Origin of the sequence: Methanosarcina baikalica (genome assembly GCF_031461075.1) — an archaeon.
Lineage (GTDB): Archaea > Halobacteriota > Methanosarcinia > Methanosarcinales > Methanosarcinaceae > Methanosarcina > Methanosarcina baikalica.
In genome coordinates this window covers 1-18,185 of record NZ_JAVKPK010000071.1, presented here as the reverse complement: position 1 = coordinate 18,185, position 18,185 = coordinate 1, and the positions used below count along the sequence as shown (strand labels likewise).

Sequence of the window (18,185 nt, the reverse complement as noted above, 5' to 3'; positions counted from 1 at the left end):
GTATAGTTTATTAGATTCCAAGAGTTCAAAAATAGTAAAATTATAATGAAAATATATTACACATGATATTAAATCAGAAACTCAATTTCTCACAGTCATTATTTGATGAACTGCAAGGATATCAAATAATGTAATTACTCCAGCCATGAAGAAAATTACTGAAGGTTTTGTGCTATAAATAATCGAACCTCCTGTAGCTAATGAATATAAAAAATAAAGCACGTATAATGGACTTGAAATTAAAATAACCCATATAAAGTATGTGAATGCATTCGTAGTCATATTTTTGCTATTGATATTTTTTTTGTTATCCATTCCCATATTTTCATGCTCTGAGTATCATTATTCATTAACTGATCTCTTTCTATTAATTAACAATGTTCCTACGTATATAAAAATTTGAGCCTAGGATGGATTTGAAAGAAAAGTTCCAAATTTTCCGGCTCTGTAGAAATCCTCTGAAATAAAGAATCTCTATTAATTTGAACTGAATGGCTTGATCTATTTTTACATTGTTTTTTAGCCTATTGAAGCGGATTTAGATAGGTTTTCCACAGAGCCGTTTTAATAGACAAAAACGGATTTGTCACATTAAAGTTTTCATTGATTCCATACATTAGGTGCAAGTCTCAAATTTTAGGTGCAAAAGAGAGTTTAGGTGCAAAGCCGTTGAATGCGGGTTGACTTGAACTGAAAATGTTTTTCTGTCGGTTTGAGCATCTCTTTTTAAGGATTTGGAACAGCTGTGATCTGCATACAGTGTGAGAACTTTTCTGGATTAACTCACTTAATTTGAACGAAATTTATTTATACTACATAACGGTAATGTATTTCCGTAGCCATTTTGTTAAATAAGGACTACAAAACCAGTAAAGAAGATCCGGAATATGAAAGAAGCAACCCGGAAGACTTTTCACAACCCCGTTTTACATGGGTTTTTGTTGAGCAACGGCAAGTTCCTCACTCCAGTGGAAATGGAAATCATGGAAAGCCTCGGGGTTGTGCGGACAACAAAAATTTAATTCAAAATTACAGGAAAAGGACACACGGTTAAAAAGGTCAAAAAACGCTTCAAGAACAATCTGAAAATAACTCCTCAAAAGTCGTCAGCCATTTAATAACCTCCAGAAATCCAACAAACGACCTCTAACTAAAATCCAACAAAACAACTTCTAATCGAAGTTCAGCAAAATAACCTCCAATATCCAATAAAAACTGCAAAAAGTCAGAGACGTTATTTAAGTAATGATTCACTCCAGAAACTATTAAGCTCAAAATAGGCATGGAAGCTGAATCGATACATATAAAAACAGATTGAATAATTTATTGAAAATTATCCGGTTGACCTGTTAACCTCTGTGTCTTTTCTGTACTTTGAGGTGATTGATAGTCCTGATTTTTCTTTTGCAGGCAGGTATTTCACTTCAAATCTATTTTGAAATTCACATGTCTTATATTTTGCCTGTAAAAGGTTCACATCTTATTTTTACCTCAGAAATACTGTGAAACTCGACCCGGAATTCCTATCTAAATAAGAATGGAGTAACTTTATGAAGTAAAGCGACTTATACTTCGTGAAAGTAAGGAGTGACTGCCATGAAAGCCGCCTGCATCCAGATGAATATCTCCCTTTGCTCAAAGCATGAAAACCTTGAACGTGCCCTCTTCCTGGCAGAAGAAGCGGTTTCGAAAGAAGCTGAACTGCTCGCATTTCCGGAAGTCTTCTCAACGGGTTTTTGTTATGACCGCATAGCTGAGATGGCTGAAACTGCTTCCGGTCCCACCCTCGAAGCTTTATGTGATTTTTCAAAGGAACATGGGTGTATTCTTACAGGCTCAATGATAGAACAGAGAAAAAGGGAAGAAGCAATAGGTGCGGAAAAGCCGTCTCCCTCTCAGTTCAACCTGGGTTTCTGCATCGAATCCGGAAAGCTAGCTGGCATCCATCGAAAAACCCAGCTTTATGGGCTTGAAAAAGAGTATTTTGCACTGGGAGACCAGATACATCCTATCCGACTAAAAAAGTATGGACTTTCCATGGGGCTTATGGTCTGTAACGAGCTCCGATATCCGGAAGTTGCCCGAAAACTTGCCCTTGAAGGAGCAGATTTTCTAGTTTCGGCTTCTGATATGCCTGATTTTTATATATATCCCTGGCGCATTATGTCCCTTTCTCGATCAGTTGAAAACCAACTGCTACATATCGCCTGTAACAGAGCGGGAATAGATAGATATTCAACTTATCCAGGCAGATCTTTTATTGCAGACGGATGGGGCCGGATTCTGGCAGAAGCCGGGAAGGAAGAGTGTGTCCTCATAGGGGAAATCGATCTCGAAGAGGCAAAAGAGATTAGGCAAACGGGTTCCATCCTAGAAGATCGCAGACCTGAGATTTATTAATTTAGGATTGAGTTAAATACACATTTAAAAAAAAACCTCTCTCACGAAATGAATCGAAAATCAGGGTTGGAGAATAAGCCTAAATAATAAATGCAACTGAATACACAATTAGGAAGTAAAAATCAGTTAATAAGTAATAAAAAGGTAAACCCTGACGGGTTACCCTTTCAACTCTTTCACATCAACTCTTTTACAATAAGTTCGCGGGCAGTTTTCGCATCTGCAGTGCCTTTTGTCTTTTTCATGACCTGTCCGACCAGGAAGTTCAGAGACTTTTCTGCGCCTCCGAGATAGTCCTTTACTGCGGCTTCATTTTCGGCGATTGTTTCGGCAACAGCCTTTGTTACCAGATCGTCTTCGGCTTTGAAGAGGCCTTTTTCTTCGATAATCCGGGATGGAGCCTTTTCTTCCTTGCCGTCCAGGATGGTCCGGATAACTTCAACTGCAGCCCTGTCACTGACTTTACCTTCAGCAAAGAGGTTAACCAGTTCTATCATATCTGAAACCTTAAAGGAGTTCTCTATTTCAGGGTCTTTTGTATGGATAAAACCGATTTTCTTCCCGTCATAAGAGGAGATTGCAAGGTCACGGTAATTTAACTCTCCAAGGAAGACATCGGCAGTCCAGGTAGCAGCAATCTTCGGGTCAACGCCTTCTGCACAGACACCTTCATAAAAGTCAGCGAGCATAATCTTCGACGTGAGGGATTTTGCATGCATATCCGTAATGCCATACTGTTCCATGAAACGAGCACGTTTGGCATCGGGAAGTTCAGGCAGAGTTTCCCTAATCGCAGGAATCCAATCGGTAACGCGCATGGGCATGAGGTCCGGTTCCCGGAAGTAGCGGTAATCTTCAGCTTCTTCTTTTGTCCTCATAGAGATTGTTACTCCCCTGCCCTCATCGAAGTGCCGGGTCTCCAGTGTTATTTTACCCCCACGACGGATCACGTTCTTCTGGCGCATAATCTCGTAGAGAAGAGCTCTTTCGACTCCTTTATGGGAAGAGATATTTTTGATCTCAACACGTGTTCCCCAGTGGACAGAAACGTTTGCATCCACACGCATCGCTCCTTCCAGATTTCCGTCAAATACATCCAGGTACTCGAGAATGTTCCTGAATTTGTCAAGGAAACGTCTGGCTTCCTTGGGACTGCGCATATCGGGTTCTGTAACGGTTTCAATAAGGGGCATGCCTGATCTGTTATAGTCTATAAGGACACCTTTGGATTTTTCGATGCTTCCTATATGCACAAGCTTGCCAGGATCTTCTTCCATGTGAGCTCTTGTGATCCCTACAGTATGTTCCCCGTCTTCTCCTTCAATCACGACTTTTCCCTTACTCACGATTGGGAAGTCGTACTGGGTGACCTGAAAACCTTTGGGGAGGTCAGGGTAGAAATAGTTCTTCCTGTGGAACTGGGTCTCTTCTGCAATTTCTCCTTCAAGGGCAAGTCCTACCTTAATCGCAGCTTCCACTGTTTTTTTGTTCAGGACAGGAAGTGATCCGGGAAGGCCCAGGCAGATTGGGCAGGTGTGAGTGTTTGGGGCCGCATTGTGATAATCGGAAGAACAGCCGCAGAACATCTTGGTCTTAAGTTTGTTCAGCTGGACATGGATTTCAAGCCCGATCCTTATACCATCAGGGTTTTCGTAGACCATTTACGCCACCTCCGGAGGCCTTTTTGTATGGTAATCGGTATTCTGCTCGAAAGTGTAGGCTGCACGCAGGACAGTCGGCTCATCAAAGGGTTTGCCCATTATCTGAAGCCCTATCGGAAGACCGTCAGTGAAGCCGCAAGGCATTGAAATTGAGGGCACGCCTGCAAGATTTATCGGGCAGGTATTCACGTCCGAGAGGTAGAGAGTAAGTGGGTCTTCAATTTTTTCCCCTATCTTAAAAGCAGGGTTCGGCATAGTCGGAGCCATAAGCAGGTCAACTTTCGAAAGAGCATTATCAAAGTCCTGCTTCACAAGAGTTCTGACCTTCAAGGCTTTTAAATAATACTTGTCGTGATATCCTGCCGAAAGGGCATAGGTCCCGAGGAGAATTCTTCTCTTCACTTCTGTCCCGAAACCCTCAGCTCTGGTCTTTGAAACCATGGAATGCCAGTTTTCGCCGCTTTCTCTAAATCCGTAGCGGGTTCCGTCAAACCTTGCCAGGTTTGAGGATGCTTCACTCATTGCAATTATATAATAAGAAGCAAGAGCATACTTTATATTCGGCATCGAGACTTCTTCCCAGGTCGCTCCAAGGTTTTCATATTTGTGTATGGCGTTCCATATTGCTCTTTCAACATCTGGATGGATGCCTTCCCCGAAAAACTCCTTCGGAATCCCGATTTTCAGGTTTTTTACATCATCTACAAGGGCTTTCTGGTATTCGGTTTTACTGTCAATCGAAGTAGAGTCCCTGCGGTCGTAGCCAGCGATAACATCCATTAGAACTGCAATATCTGCCACATTGTTTGCAAGAGGCCCGACCTGTTCAAGGGAATTTGCGTAAGCTATAACTCCATACCTTGAAACTGCCCCATACGTTGGTTTAAGCCCGACAACCCCGCAGAAAGCTGCAGGACAGCGTACAGATCCCCCGGTGTCCGAACCAAGAGCAAAAGGAGCTTCTCCTGCTGCAACAACTGCTGCACTGCCACCGGAAGACCCGCCAGGTACTCTTTCAAGATCCCAGGGATTTGCAGTAGGTCCAAAATAGCTGGTTTCAGTCGAAGAACCCATTGCAAACTCATCCATGTTGGTCTTTCCCAGGATTACTGCGCCTGCAGCAAGAAGCTTTTCGATAACATGAGCATTGAATGGAGGAACATAACCCTCAAGAATTTTCGAGCCACAGCTAGTTGGCAGCCCGATTACGGAAATATTATCCTTAATTGCAATTGGCACGCCCGCCAGGGAGCCCTCGTGCCCCTCGACATCTATTTTTCTGGCCTGTTCAAGGGACTTTTCGGAAACTGTTACATAGCCGTTAATTTTACTCTTTTCTATAACTTCGAGGTAGCGAGCTGTTACCTCTTCGGCTGAGTTTTCTTCAATTTTCTCTTTAACCTGTGCAACACTCATCCACTTTGCCATTATAAATCCTCCTCAGCCGATTTTCGGGACTCTGAAAGTCCCATCCTGTTTGTGTTCGGTGTTTGCAAGAACAGTTTCCTGCGGAAGGCATTCTTCCACCACATCCTCCCTGAACACGTTATAGATCTCAGCCACATGATAAGTGGGAGCTATATCTCCGGTCGGCAATTCATCAAGCTGTCCGAAGTATCCCAATACTGAGTTAAGTTTTTCCATGTATTCGACTGTTTCCTGTTCGCTGATATCAATGCGAGCAAGCCAGCCGATGTGTTCTACATCTTCTTTTGTGATCATGAAAGTTCCTCAAAAATAGAATGGTCCTGAATAGAATGCCATTGGTGCTAAGTAATAGAAACAGGTTAATGAAATAAATATATATTCATCTCTTGAATTGCGCCTCGGGAGTACGCTGTCCTTCCCGAGTTCCGCTTCGGGAGCCCGGGGTCCTTTTCACTCGCTTCGCTCACTCAAGAGGACTAATTTATGGGCAGTATTATGCTTTCTCTCCTGCAGAGATCGTACATCTGGACTTTTTCAGTTTTCCAAAGGATATTTTTTCTTTTCACTAAGGCTTCGGTTGAGCTGGATTACACTTTTTTCCAGCACATCGAACTTTTGTTTGCATTTTAAAGGTCTTCGCTACAGGTTTACGTGAAAACGTCCGGATTTTGCCAGGTACTTCATTCCCGAGATGAATTTAGTGCCAGCCTTAAAGAATTATTGATTATTATTATTATTCATTAAGTGTTTATAATATATTTTTTTTTATAGTTGTGCCATTTAAAATTTATGCTCTTTATTATTATGTGTTATAATTTATTCTTATGGACGTTTAGGGATTCATCTGAAAATATCGCTCTCTGAAGTCCCAAATATTCTTCATAGAATGTATGTGAAGTGAACGAAAAGGCAGACTAAAAGGCAAATACTAAAAAGCAGGCACTGAAAGACAAGCACTAAAAGCAGGTTAAACGGGAATAGCATCGTAGATAAGGATGAGATTAAAGATGTAGATAAGGTTGAAATCTCACTGAATTTTCCGCTTGAATATTTTAGCAAAGGTTATTATAGACTTTGGTGAATATTTTCTTTAATCTTTTAATAAACTATATTTTTGTTTGAGTTCTCATAGAGTTCCGGAGATATTGCTTCTCTAGAAGTATTTTGATACTCACATGCTGTCTCCAAGTGTTAGATTCGATTTGTTCTAATTGACTTCAGTTCAGTCTTAATAAGCTTCAAATACGCCTTAATTGTCTTCGAATAAGCTTTCAAAGTAATCCCTCTTTAAATTGCATTCATGTACAGGCTCACAGGAAGAAATTAAAAATGGCTCTAAAACCAAGAATCACAGAATCCCCTCAAGTTCGTTTGATTGACCTTAAGTCCAAACCCTTCTTTATCGTGGCTTCCTTAGAGGTTGGAAATACCACAACCAAATCCATCCTTACGGCTACCAATATGGATACTGGCAGGACCCATATCATAAATAAGGTCGTACGGATGACCAGAGATGTCCGTCCTCCGAGACCTGAAGAAACCGTATTCGGAAAAACGCTTACAGGTGTGGAACTTACCCGTGAGGCCGTTGCGGAGCTGGTGCGTAGCACGCTTACCGAATCACTGGAAAGAGCGAGTCTGGATGTAAAAACTGATCTGAATTTTGTGGTACGCTCCACTGGTGTTGTTGCAGGATTCGATTCTCCTGAAGAGGTGGGTGAATTCATCAAAGCTCTGGCAGACGGCTGCCTTATGGCAGGTGTTCCTCCAAAGAATATGACCCCCCCGATGTCTATTTCAAATATCTCTAAAAAGTTCCAGAAATACAGTAAACTGGAAAAAGTAATCTTTGATGGGGCTGTAGCCGGAGTGTTGCCCCCTATAGGTTCAACTGGTGTTGAAATCGTTGCAAACGAAATGGAAGGGGAGCTTGCAACAGCCGGAATTAAGGAAGCCGCCAAACTTACAGATGTTGATTTCAGAAATCCCTGCATTTCAATTGACTTCGGGACAACCCTTGATGGCAGGATCACAAATTCAGATCAGCCTTATGCAAAAACAGTGGGAAACTTTTGCGGCTATGCCGGAGCAATTCCTGATGCTATTATCCGGGGTTCGAAAATAGTGGATTCAAAAGTAGGAACTGCTCTCGAAGTCTTTGAGAAACAGAAACCGCCTTCCTTCCTTACCTTGAAGATGAAGGCTAAAGCGATTGAGGAGTATGCAAGGCGTATTCATGAACTCATTATTATAGAAAAGGTTCCAAAGGACAGAAAGAGGTACGGAAGCGTGCCTGTAAGGCCGGATGCAGCTGAGCAGATAGGTGTAACGCTTATAGGTTGCGATGTAGGAAAAAACGGTACCGATATGGGTAAACTCAGTGCTATAGGTATGGAAATCTGTAAAACTTATGGACTTCAGATTGTGTATGCGGTCATTGATGAGGTTATGGCAGGTGTTGTCTGCAGGCTTATCAAGGTCGCAAAAGAAGAAAGGCTTATTTTTGAAGATACAACTATCGGAATTACCGGCAGGGCAGGTATTACAGGGAACAAACCCAAACTGATTCTGAAGTGCCTTGAAGAAATGAATCTTGCTCCGAGAATAGACGAACGTGTAGTCTTTGTAGATGACGGACTTGCAAGAGGTGCAGCCGTGATGGCACGCTGCATGAACTCCCTGGGCTCCCCACAAAATCCTCTTGGCGGCAGACACGGTGGGAAATGTATCCTTGCACAAAGGATAAAACTGCAGGAAAAATGATCCTGAAAAACTGACAATTCCAGGAAATCTTTTGAAATATGGGAAAAAAGGAAAGCTTAAAAGAGATGGTTATTAAAATTCAGGCAGGAAAATTAACCTCCTGCTCCTCCACCTCCAGCTTTTCCTACCTCGAAACCCTGTAGTGTTTCGGTCTCTTTCCTGAATCTTTCTTCCAGTTCTTCTGTAGTGAGTTTCCTTTCTTCTTTCTTTTCTTTAGGTTTAATGTCAGTTGGTTCCAGGGTCTCTTCCCTGTACCAAAGATCGGTACTTTCAAGCAGAACCCACACTTTCCCCTGCTCGTCCTTTTTGATCTCAGTCACGCGGCTGACTGTATCGCTGTTTACGTACTTAACAGCATCTCCCACTTTAATGGTTTTTTTGTTCCGCCCTACCGCGGTGACTCCTTCAGCATCAGCCATGCTTTCACCTCGAGGGCTTCCAGGACGCTGGCATTTTATAGGCCCTGCAAGTCCCTTCTTATAACTAATTGCTTATAGTTTATTCAGGTCTTCTAATAAAGTTTTGTGTGGCTTGAACCTTTGAGAGGTTTCCGTCAAGCAGAGCTTTTTCAGAAACTTCCAGGTTCATAAAATAAAAAAGCTATTGATTTATCTCTTTAACTTTGATTAATTTCCATCCTGAGATCTCCCATAAGGGCAACCCTTTCGGCAAAAGCATTGTGTCTGTGAATACTTTCCTCATTGGTCTGTTTGATGGTGATTACTGCATTATCAGGAAGATTCGGAAACTCTTTTACTATATTGTCTGCCATAGTTCTTACGCAGTCTTCCACGAATTTCGGGTTCATATGCGCAGTTTCTACAACTACTTTTTCGTCTGAGCGTTTCAGGACCTCATAAACGCTGGAACTCATGGAGTGCTCAATAATATTGATAATATTCTCAAGGGAAACATCGAAGTCGTGTGCTACCTTGATTGAGATAATACCCTTCCCGCGCTGGTTATGGGTAGCCATGGGAACCTTTTCCAGGAATTTTATGATCGTGTCTCTGTCAACTCCAAGATCTGAGAGCTCATTTGCAGCTTTATCTCTCATAATCTCCTGAGCGCAGGGACAAGCTGTCATTCCTACAACTTCGGCACCTATCAATTTCTTTACATCAAAATAGTTATCGTCGCCATGTCCCCTTACAGCAGATGCTTCAGCAAAGATATTCACGACTTCCTGGCATTTGATCCCTGTTGCTGGGGACTCACGTCTGATCATATATTCGCTTTTCATCCGAACTTCGGCCTTGTTAGCATATTCATGCCTACCAAGAAGGTTATGTGCAATATCACTGCAAAGTTGCTCAATTTCGTATACAGGTGTACTGAGCACCTTTTCCAGCACCTCGTCTACAGCTTCGAAGTTCCTTGAGAGGTTTGCTCCCTTCCGGTCGGAGGGTAGGTCAACAAAAACGTCAAACGTTGAAATCAGTACGATAGGACGTTTGTCTTTACGTTTTATCTCAACCAGTTTCTTCATATTTGTTACCCCAACGCGGGTAAGGTTGATAGCTATGCTTGGTTTGCTGGCCTGGACGTCCGGGAGGTTGAAAGTACAATGTTCCATAATTAACCAGATCCATGAAAAAATGAATGTTTGATTTGTAGAAAGAATTTTTGACAAATATGTAATTTTATTATATCCATTTGGAAAAATATAATGACCATAAGGAGTTATAGCATGTAAAGCTTGTGCTTTCATGTTCTTTTCCAAAAGTACAATAAAATCTAAATCTCAAAAGTGCCCAAAATCCATTTCCTGAAACCTATTTTGGACTGCACTCCTAACAAGATATAAATATTTAAATATTTCCCATTTTGACAACAATATGGAAAAATTTAGTTTATAAGCTCTTCACAGATGGGGGTGAATTTTGCATAAACCAATAACTACAGGCAACATCCTGAAGAAAGATTTTATATACTTTAAAACTTAATCAGTGTCTAGCAATACAATTTGCGAGGTGACCTTTATGTCCAACACAAGAAATTTTGTTTTACGAGACGAAGAAGGCAATGAGCACGGTGTCTTCACTGGAAAACAGCCTCGTCAGGCTGCGCTGAAAGCTGCAAACCGGGGTGACGGGACTAAACCCAAGCCGGATATTATCCGCCTCAGAGAACGCGGGACAAAGAAGGTGCACGTTTTCAAGGCATGGAAGGAACTTGTCGCAGCCCCCAAAAACAGGCCTGCCTGGATGCCTGAGAAAATCAGCAAGCCCTTTGTCAAGAAAGAAAAAATCGAAAAAATCGAATAAACCTAATAAACCTAATTTCTCTCACATACCCTGAAAATCGGGGTTCTTTCTTTTTCTTTTCGATAACCAGATAGGGATTTCGCCTGGACTGGTCTTTAATTTTAATGCTATCCAGGCTAGTTTATTTCATTATCCTCCCGAACTTTAATCATATTATTTTTGTTTCTTTACATAGTCTCTCCGAATTTTTATTCTGAACGTTTAACGACAAGTTTAAAAATAGATTTTCTGATTTCTACATCATGGAACTGAAAAGAGAGAACGTGCTTATTGAAGCCTTGCCTTATATGCAGGAATTCTATGATTCAATCATGGTTATCAAAGTGGGCGGAAATGCAATGGTTAGCGCCCAGATTATGGAGGATATTATAAGAGACGTTGTGCTCCTGCGTTATGTAGGAATCAAACCCGTTATCGTACACGGAGGCGGGCCCGAGATTACGGAAAAAATGGAACGTCTGGGCAAAAAGGCTGAATTTTTCCAGGGCCTCCGTATTACAGACGACGAAACCATGGAAATTGCCAGGATGGTCCTTGTAGGGAATATCAATACCAAAATTGTATCTCTTATAGGAATTTCAGGAGGAAAGGGTATCGGGCTTACGGGTTATGACGGAAGGATGATCCTGGGCCATAAGCAGGCTGTCAAAAGAGTAATTGTTGACGGTATTGAGACTGAGGTGGATATCGGCTGGGTTGGGGAAAGTGAAGTCATTAATCCTGATATTCTCCACATAGTGCTTGAAAATGGTTATATTCCTGTCATCTCTCCCATTGCTGTGGATGCGCAGGGCAATGCTCTGAATATTAATGCCGATACTGTAGCAGGTGATATTGCTGCAGCCCTGCGTGCCAAAAAACTCATACTGATGACTGATGTATCAGGCCTCCTGAGAAATTTGAATGATCCCAGTAGCCGCGTCTCCCGTGTAACTCTGGATGATATCGATCCTCTTATCGCAGAGGGCATTATAAAGGGAGGTATGATCCCTAAAATCAAGGGTGCAGCCGTAGCAATAAAAAGCGGGGTTGAGAGGGCCCATATAATAAATGGAAGCGTTTCTCACTCCATGCTTCTTGAGCTCTTTACCGACTGTGGAATCGGAACCATGGTCTACGGGCCGGACAGTGCAGATAAATAACAGAGCAATGCAGCCCGAGTTCCGTTTCGGGATCACAGGAAATCCGAGATTTTCTGGGAGTTGCGATGTAATCGCAACAGCCCGGGGTCCTTCTCGCTGCACTCGAGATGACTAATTTATGGATTTAACTTTTATCACTTGCTTAGCTCGTTCAAGCGGAATAACTCATAGGCAAGTACCATTCCTTTTTGCTCAAGAGGGCTTAATATTACTTCGTTTGCTTTCCTAGTTCTCAAGGCGGGGCTCTCAAGCTGCGCTCAGATGACTACTTTTAAGGGCACTAGAGTTTGTTTTTTCGTTGCCTTCTTTTTCTATTTTTCAATCTAAAATGGGAGTTCCGTAGGTGAAGTCCTCTAGTTCCAGGACTTTTTTCCAGAGTTCTTTGCATTCACAGTCTGTTTTACTGAGGTCTGCCGGGTTCTGGGTGATCGAGAAAGTCCTGAGAGAATCTGCAACGTCTGAGCTGCATATTTTACAGTTGTGAGGACCGCGTTTTGAGCCTGCGCCGACAGGATCTGACATGAGAGGAAGGTCAGGATGGGCAGCTTTTGCCTTTTGCAGGATTTCGACGATGCTCCAGAGCCAGGGGGGGCGGTATTGTCCTTTTTCCCAGAGAGCTTCGACCAGGGTGCCTTTCTGGACGTTGCAGAGGTTGATGGAGATAGTGTCAGAATAAGGAGCAGCATCATCTATGGAACAGACAATGTCTTCCAGTGCCTGGCGTTCGGAAAGGAAAAGAGGCTTTAGCATCAGGTAAGCTTTTACGGTTGCCCCATTCTTTCTTGCAATTTCTGCTGCGCGGACAAAGTCCCCGAAGGTAAAACCTTTATTGATAGAGTCTTTGCGGATCCTGTCTGAGCTTGTCTCCAGCCCGAAAGCCAGCTCAAAGGGCTTATTTTTCAGGATCTTGAGACAGTCAGGCACATTCTCTTCGGTTACGAAGTTAGGACGGGTCTCAGCAAGTACCTTGATGACCCTGGGATCGTCTGCAAGAGTTTTGAGGATTGCATCTCTTGCTTCATGAGGGACTTCCTGCTCGTCAAGGAAACTGCCTGAGGTGAAGATTTTAACCATGAACTCAGGGAACTTTTCAGCTTTCTTCATTGCTCTTGTAAGCTGGGCTTTGTAATCTTCCAGGGTAGGAGGCTCACTTGCACAGTCGTAGACGTAACCGCACATGGTACAGCCTCCAGCTTTTCCCCAGCGACAGCCCGCGCTCTTGAAGATTACAGTGAGAGTCTTTATTTGAATCCCGTTTACAAGGTCGATTCCTGTCCAGCTTGCTGCAGGTTCATCTGTAGGAGAGGGCTTTACTCTAATCCGCTGTCGGATTTCCATTACTGCTTTATTCAGGGTCATTGGCGTAAAAACTCGCTTTATGGCTTACTTTAGAATTTGTAAAAACAGGTTTTGAAGCTGGAAATCAGCTTCATTATTTGTGCTTTATACTCTATACTCTTACTTTATTATACTCTACGGCTCTAATCTCACTCAAACAACTCTATTTCATTCGAACTCTATTGTTGCAGGCGGCTTGGGCGTAATATCGTAAACCACTCTGGCCACTTTAGGGATTTCAGAGGTAATTCTTGCTTCCAGCTTTTTGAGCACATCCCAGGGGAGTTCGAGCGCTTCCGCAGTCATTCCGTCTCTTGACCCGACAGCCCTTACAGCCACGATCCAGCCGTAAGCCCGGATATCTCCCTTTACTCCTGTTCCCTTACCGAGCACGGCGGCAAAAGTCTGCCAGGGGCAGAATCTTTCAAGAAGCTCTTCTTCGACTATAAAGTTGGCTTCCCTTGCGACCTCGAGTTTCTCTTCTGTAACTTCCCCGAGAATCCGCACAGCGAGCCCAGGGCCAGGGAAAGGCATTCTTTCGCAGATCTCGTCAGGTAGCTGGAGCGCCCAGGCAACTTCTCTTACCTCATCTTTATAAAGGTCCTCAACAGGCTCAACGATTTTTTTGAAGTCCATTACACTCGGCAGCCCTCCAACGTTGTGGTGGGACTTGATTCCGCCTTCGGACTCTATCCTGTCAGGGTAGATCGTGCCCTGAATCAGGTAATCGGCCGCAAGCTTCTTCGCCTCTTCCTCAAAGACCCGGATGAAAGTCTCGCCTATAGCCTTCCGTTTCTCTTCAGGGTCAGTAATATCCTTCAGGGATGCAAGGAATCTGTCCTTTGCATAGACAATATCCAGGTTCATGTGGGAGAAGATGTGTTTTATCCTCTCGGTTTCTCCTTTCCTCATGAGGCCTGTGTCGATATAGATCGGCTGCAGTCTGTTCCCGATTGCCCTGTACGCCAGCTCCGCACAAACAGAACTGTCCACGCCGCCCGATAGCGCAATAATTGCTCTCCCGTCTTTTATTTCCTGGCTAATTTTTTCAACTGCCTTTGGAATGAATTTCTCGGTTTTTACCATTGAAATGCTCCTTAAGTGATACTATTTTAATTCCTTTAAAGAAATGAACGTGATCAGTGAATTGTATGAGAATTATCTGAATTTGATTCTATTTTATTGCAATATATGAGTCTGTGCATGGGGTTTTTGATATTTAAAGTTATAGTAGGAGAATTCGTCAAATACACAAAAGATATTGTAAGTGCACTGAAAGATAAAATGAATTTTTAAATGTAATTTTTTCACATATGGTAAATGTAGTCTTTTTAATACCAGTCAAAGCCTGGCCAGTAACTTACTGGCGGGTAAGATGCACTAAAGAAACTCTGAAACCTATTTCTTGAGATTTTTTGGGAAATGAAGAGTATTGAATAAATATAAAATAATAAAATTTTTAGGTGAACGTGAATTCCCTCTTAACCCTCTCTAGAAAATCAAAAATTACAATTATATACAAAGCTTTTCCAAAAATATTCTACTAAAAAGTGAACAGGAATTGGTGATAGGAATGGGTAATGAAGATTATGAACTGATCGATAAACTTGAGAATATCGCAAAGTCCCTGGAGAGCCTGGCAGAATCCCAGAAAAAAATAGCTGATACACTGGAGTGGATGGCAAAGGAAAAGAGATTTGTAGCTTAAAGTGGGTGAAAACTCCTAGAATAAGGCGCAAAAGGGATTAAAAACGCTTCAGCAAGGTTAAAAGCGCTTAAATAAGATTGGGCTCTGCTCAAAAGACAAATTAAAAATTTTTCTGACAGTGTTTGCAGGCTTCTTTCCTGCCGCAGCCGGAACTATCTCAGGGAGTTTGCTGAGGTGAAATCTCGATAAAATTCCGGAGTAAGAAAAATAACGGAAATAAAGAAAAGGTTGCGGGAAAAGGAAAATTAACTGATTATGTAAAAGGAGTATGACCGATAGAGGAAGACAAGAAATGCCTGGGTGTAGCCGCACTCCTTATCTTCCTATCTTTACCTCAGATCAAACATTAATAACGTTGACGCCAGAGATCGGTAATTCTCTATATTTATTCTTACTTCTCAACTCTTTTCCCTTTAGCGATTTCACTCTTTCTTTCTGAACTCTACTTCCCGAGAAATATCCAGGATGCATATCGGGAGTTTACAGCCAAATACTTTCACCCTGCAAACCTGTAACTTAAATATGATAAGCTTGAAACATCACAGCGTCAGGATTCCAGACCAGGCGTATTTTATGTAAGTGTCTGGTCTCTCATAAACATCGAAACATTAAGGATATAGCCGTGCATGAGAGCATATCCACACGTTAATTTCCCCGGACCTTCCGGGGTTTATATTCTGGCTTGATAGCAATTCTGCAGGTCAGGGGGATTAGAAAACGAGCACTGATTATGATTTCTTGAGGGCAAGTAAACGCGAGCTTGAGCCGGGGCCTTCCCTGTCTGCCAGAATGTATTCTGCCCTGCGCCAGTATTTCGGATATACTTCTTTTCGCCCCTTACAGGAAGAAATCATCAAGGATGTTCTGGAAAAAAAAGACGTTTTCGTGCTCATGCCTACAGGCGGAGGCAAATCAATCTGTTACCAGCTGCCTTCCCTTCTGATGGAAGGAGTTACAGTCGTCGTTTCTCCCCTAATTTCCCTCATGAAAGACCAGGTGGACGGGCTTGATGCGAACGGGATTGCTGCAGCCTGCATGAACAGCACCCTGAGCGTCAGGGAAATCCGGGATGTGAAGACGGCTTTTCTTGAAAACAGGTTGAAAGTTCTTTACGTTGCGCCAGAAAGGCTCATGATGCCAGGAACCTTTGCCTTTTTAAAGAAAGGGAAGGTCAGCCTCTTTGCTATTGACGAAGCACATTGCATTTCAGAGTGGGGGCATGATTTCCGGCCTGAGTACAGGAAATTGAAGCTTTTAAGAGACCCGAAGACAGGTTTTCCTGATGTACCCATTATCGCGCTTACGGCTACAGCTACAGAAAGGGTTCGAAAAGATATCGTATCACAGCTGAACCTTGACATATCGTCGGAGAAAGGTCCCTATGTTGCCAGTTTTAACCGGAAAAACCTTTCCTACGAGGTCAGGCCAAAGAAGGAGACTTTCTCCGAAATCGCTGATTACCTGCACAGGCATAGAGGTGAAGCAGGAATTATCTACTGCCAGAGCAGAAACAGCGTAGAAACCCTTACAAAAAAATTGAATATTGCGGGTTTCAAGGCTCTTCCCTACCATGCAGGCCTTTCAGATACCGAGCGAACCCGAAACCAGGAGATGTTCATAAAAGACGACGTGGACATCATAGTAGCTACAATCGCTTTTGGGATGGGGATCGATAAGTCTAATGTGCGTTTTGTTATACACTATGACCTTCCCAGAAACCTTGAAAGCTATTACCAGGAGACAGGCAGGGGAGGAAGGGATGGCAGCCCCTGCGAATGCATCCTTTTTTTCAGCAGGGGTGACCGTTTCAAGATCGATTACTTTATTTCGCAGAAGACAAATGAAAAGGAGAAGGATATTTCTCTTGTGCAGCTAAGGCAGATGGTGGCCTACTGTGAGGGAAATAAATGCAGACGACAGACACTGATGGAATATTTTGGAGAGAAACTTTCGGGATATTGCGGAAATTGTGACTCGTGTCTCAGGCCAAAAGGTACCTTCGACGGGACTGAACCTGCCCGAAAACTGATGACCTGTGTGCAGGAACTTAACCAGCGTTTTGGCACTAACTATGTTATTGATGTCCTCACGGGCTCAAAGAATAAAAAGATCAAGCAGAATCACCATGAGAGGTTAAAGAGCCATGGCAGCGGCAAGGAGTTTACAAAAGAGCAATGGAGATCACTAGCTTCCGAAATAACAAATACGGGTCTTCTGGACGTAAGTGGTGCGCAGTACCCTGTATTAAAACTGAATGCCATGAGCAGGAAAATACTGAAAGGCCTGGAACGAATAGAGCTTGTCTGTCCTGAAGGATTTGCTCCAGAGGCTGAAGAAAGCTTCGTGCCTTCGATAGCTGCCGGTATAAAAAATGAAGAAGTCGATGACGTGCATCTTTCTACAGAAAATACCTTTACAGAAGAATGTTCAGTTGCTGCTGATATCCTAAAAACACAGAATGTCAGAAAGGCTGTAAAATCCGGAAAAGAGCCGGATCCTATCCTTTTTGAGCGGTTAAAAGCTCTGAGAAAGGAAATCGCATTACAGAAAAACCTTCCTCCTTACATTATTTTCTCTGATACCACTCTTAAAGAAATGACTACAAAATTTCCGCACAGTTCGGAAGAGTTCCATTCGATTACAGGGGTTGGGGAACATAAACTGAGAAAGTATGGGGATGCTTTTCTCAAAGAAATTGAAAATTACTGTAGAGACTATAGTTTGATACCTGCCGAAAAGCCTGAAAATTCGGGAGCTGCCTGTGAAAGGGCTGAAAAAGAGGAAATAATTTCAAAAGGCATGACTAAAAAGAATGAAAATTCCAAAACTGAAGTGGAAATGTTCGGGATTAAAATGTCCATTTCAGAATTTGATAAAGTAAATAGCTCAGAAGTCTGCAAATTTCCTCCAAAGAGGGCAAAGTATCTCGATATGAGCATTCAGGATTGGTCCGAAACGGATTCTTCTGAAGGCGGCTCTAAAGAAATAGATTCGACAGAAAGTTCCACTCAGTCAGAAATCGTAGATTTGCTCAAAATAGATTTTTCTGAATCGAACTCTCTTGAAATAGAATCTCAGCAAAGAATTTTTTCTCTCTTTACCCAGGGGCTCGGGATCGATGAAATTGCTGAAATCCAGGGCATGAGTACCAGAACTATTTTCAGGCAGCTTGAACAGCTTGCCTTCTCTGGAAAGATCAGGGACTGTGGAGGGCTTTTATCCTCGGAAAGACAGCAGCAGATAAAAACTGCACTGGATACATTGGAAATTGAGCTGGATTCCCTGCTCCGGGCAAGGATAGGTGAGAACTGCCAGGAGGAAGAAATGAAACTTGTCAGGGCTCTCCTTCTGTCCAGAATCTGCTTTTCTCAGTCCGCAGACTGCGAATGAAGCTCTTTCCTGCAAATTATCCTGTTTTTCCTTTTATTTTTTAGAAGAAGGGGCAGATCTCTTTTTGGCATTGGTAAATAAAAATAGA

The 18,185-nt window shown here is 42.7% G+C and carries 15 protein-coding genes; 7 read left to right on the top strand and 8 right to left on the bottom strand.

Translation table 11 applies throughout. The annotated features are described in order from the left end of the window. Positions 1-81 precede the first annotated feature (81 nt). Positions 82-321: a hypothetical protein gene (locus tag RG963_RS13890; RefSeq protein ID WP_310576878.1), complete on the bottom strand. Its 240-nt coding sequence runs from the start codon at positions 319-321 to the stop codon at positions 82-84. A gap of 566 nt (positions 322-887) precedes the next feature. Here RG963_RS13890 and RG963_RS13885 point away from each other — a divergent pair. Together RG963_RS13885 and RG963_RS13880 are read left to right on the top strand one after the other, a co-directional pair. Further along, entirely contained in the window at positions 888-1,022 is a 135-nt protein-coding gene (locus RG963_RS13885) for a hypothetical protein (protein ID WP_310576877.1), read from the top strand. Between the two features lie 574 nt (positions 1,023-1,596). After that, entirely contained in the window at positions 1,597-2,400 is an 804-nt protein-coding gene (locus tag RG963_RS13880; RefSeq protein ID WP_310576876.1) for a carbon-nitrogen hydrolase family protein, read from the top strand. Positions 2,401-2,576: 176 nt separating this feature from the next. Here the strand turns inward: RG963_RS13880 and gatB are convergent, their stop codons facing one another. The 3 genes from gatB to gatC are packed head-to-tail and all read right to left on the bottom strand — an operon-like array spanning position 2,577 to position 5,783. After that, on the bottom strand, positions 2,577-4,061 hold the full coding sequence (gene gatB / locus RG963_RS13875) for an Asp-tRNA(Asn)/Glu-tRNA(Gln) amidotransferase subunit GatB (protein ID WP_310576875.1): 1,485 nt from the start codon (positions 4,059-4,061) through the stop codon (positions 2,577-2,579). Then, positions 4,062-5,489, bottom strand: a complete 1,428-nt coding sequence (gatA, locus tag RG963_RS13870) for an Asp-tRNA(Asn)/Glu-tRNA(Gln) amidotransferase subunit GatA (protein ID WP_310576874.1) — start codon at positions 5,487-5,489, stop codon at positions 4,062-4,064. It lies immediately after the preceding gene. A 12-nt stretch (positions 5,490-5,501) separates the two neighbouring features. Beyond that, positions 5,502-5,783 (bottom strand): Asp-tRNA(Asn)/Glu-tRNA(Gln) amidotransferase subunit GatC, encoded by a 282-nt coding sequence (gatC, locus tag RG963_RS13865; protein WP_310576873.1) that lies wholly within the window; start codon positions 5,781-5,783, stop codon positions 5,502-5,504. 1,035 nt (positions 5,784-6,818) lie between these two features. Between gatC and RG963_RS13860 the strand changes: the two genes are divergently transcribed. After that, a complete protein-coding gene (locus RG963_RS13860; RefSeq protein ID WP_310576872.1) occupies positions 6,819-8,252 on the top strand; it encodes a methanogenesis marker 14 protein in 1,434 nt (477 codons plus the stop codon). A gap of 92 nt (positions 8,253-8,344) precedes the next feature. Here the strand turns inward: RG963_RS13860 and RG963_RS13855 are convergent, their stop codons facing one another. Next, a complete protein-coding gene (locus tag RG963_RS13855; RefSeq protein WP_310576871.1) occupies positions 8,345-8,671 on the bottom strand; it encodes a DUF2098 domain-containing protein in 327 nt (108 codons plus the stop codon). Between the two features lie 197 nt (positions 8,672-8,868). Next, complete coding sequence (mptA, locus tag RG963_RS13850; RefSeq protein ID WP_310576870.1) at positions 8,869-9,828, bottom strand: GTP cyclohydrolase MptA; 960 nt, start codon at positions 9,826-9,828, stop codon at positions 8,869-8,871. A 406-nt stretch (positions 9,829-10,234) separates the two neighbouring features. Between mptA and RG963_RS13845 the strand changes: the two genes are divergently transcribed. Together RG963_RS13845 and argB are read left to right on the top strand one after the other, a co-directional pair. Continuing rightward, complete coding sequence (locus RG963_RS13845; RefSeq protein ID WP_310576869.1) at positions 10,235-10,519, top strand: non-histone chromosomal MC1 family protein; 285 nt, start codon at positions 10,235-10,237, stop codon at positions 10,517-10,519. Between the two features lie 242 nt (positions 10,520-10,761). After that, the gene (gene argB, locus RG963_RS13840) at positions 10,762-11,661 is read left to right on the top strand and encodes an acetylglutamate kinase (protein WP_310576868.1); all 900 of its coding nucleotides are present in this window, start codon (positions 10,762-10,764) and stop codon (positions 11,659-11,661) included. Positions 11,662-11,979: 318 nt separating this feature from the next. On the opposite strand, the gene RG963_RS13835 is transcribed toward argB, so the two are convergent. Together RG963_RS13835 and guaA are read right to left on the bottom strand one after the other, a co-directional pair. Beyond that, a complete protein-coding gene (locus RG963_RS13835; protein WP_310576867.1) occupies positions 11,980-13,020 on the bottom strand; it encodes an archaeosine biosynthesis radical SAM protein RaSEA in 1,041 nt (346 codons plus the stop codon). A gap of 147 nt (positions 13,021-13,167) precedes the next feature. Beyond that, a complete protein-coding gene (guaA, locus tag RG963_RS13830) occupies positions 13,168-14,085 on the bottom strand; it encodes a glutamine-hydrolyzing GMP synthase (protein ID WP_310576866.1) in 918 nt (305 codons plus the stop codon). A 487-nt stretch (positions 14,086-14,572) separates the two neighbouring features. On the opposite strand from guaA, the gene RG963_RS13825 reads away from it, so the two are divergent. Together RG963_RS13825 and recQ are read left to right on the top strand one after the other, a co-directional pair. Then, positions 14,573-14,707, top strand: coding sequence for a hypothetical protein (locus tag RG963_RS13825; protein WP_310576865.1), 135 nt, complete (start codon positions 14,573-14,575; stop codon positions 14,705-14,707). 789 nt (positions 14,708-15,496) lie between these two features. Next, on the top strand, positions 15,497-18,097 hold the full coding sequence (gene recQ, locus RG963_RS13820) for a DNA helicase RecQ (RefSeq protein WP_310576879.1): 2,601 nt from the start codon (positions 15,497-15,499) through the stop codon (positions 18,095-18,097). Positions 18,098-18,185: the final 88 nt, after the last annotated feature.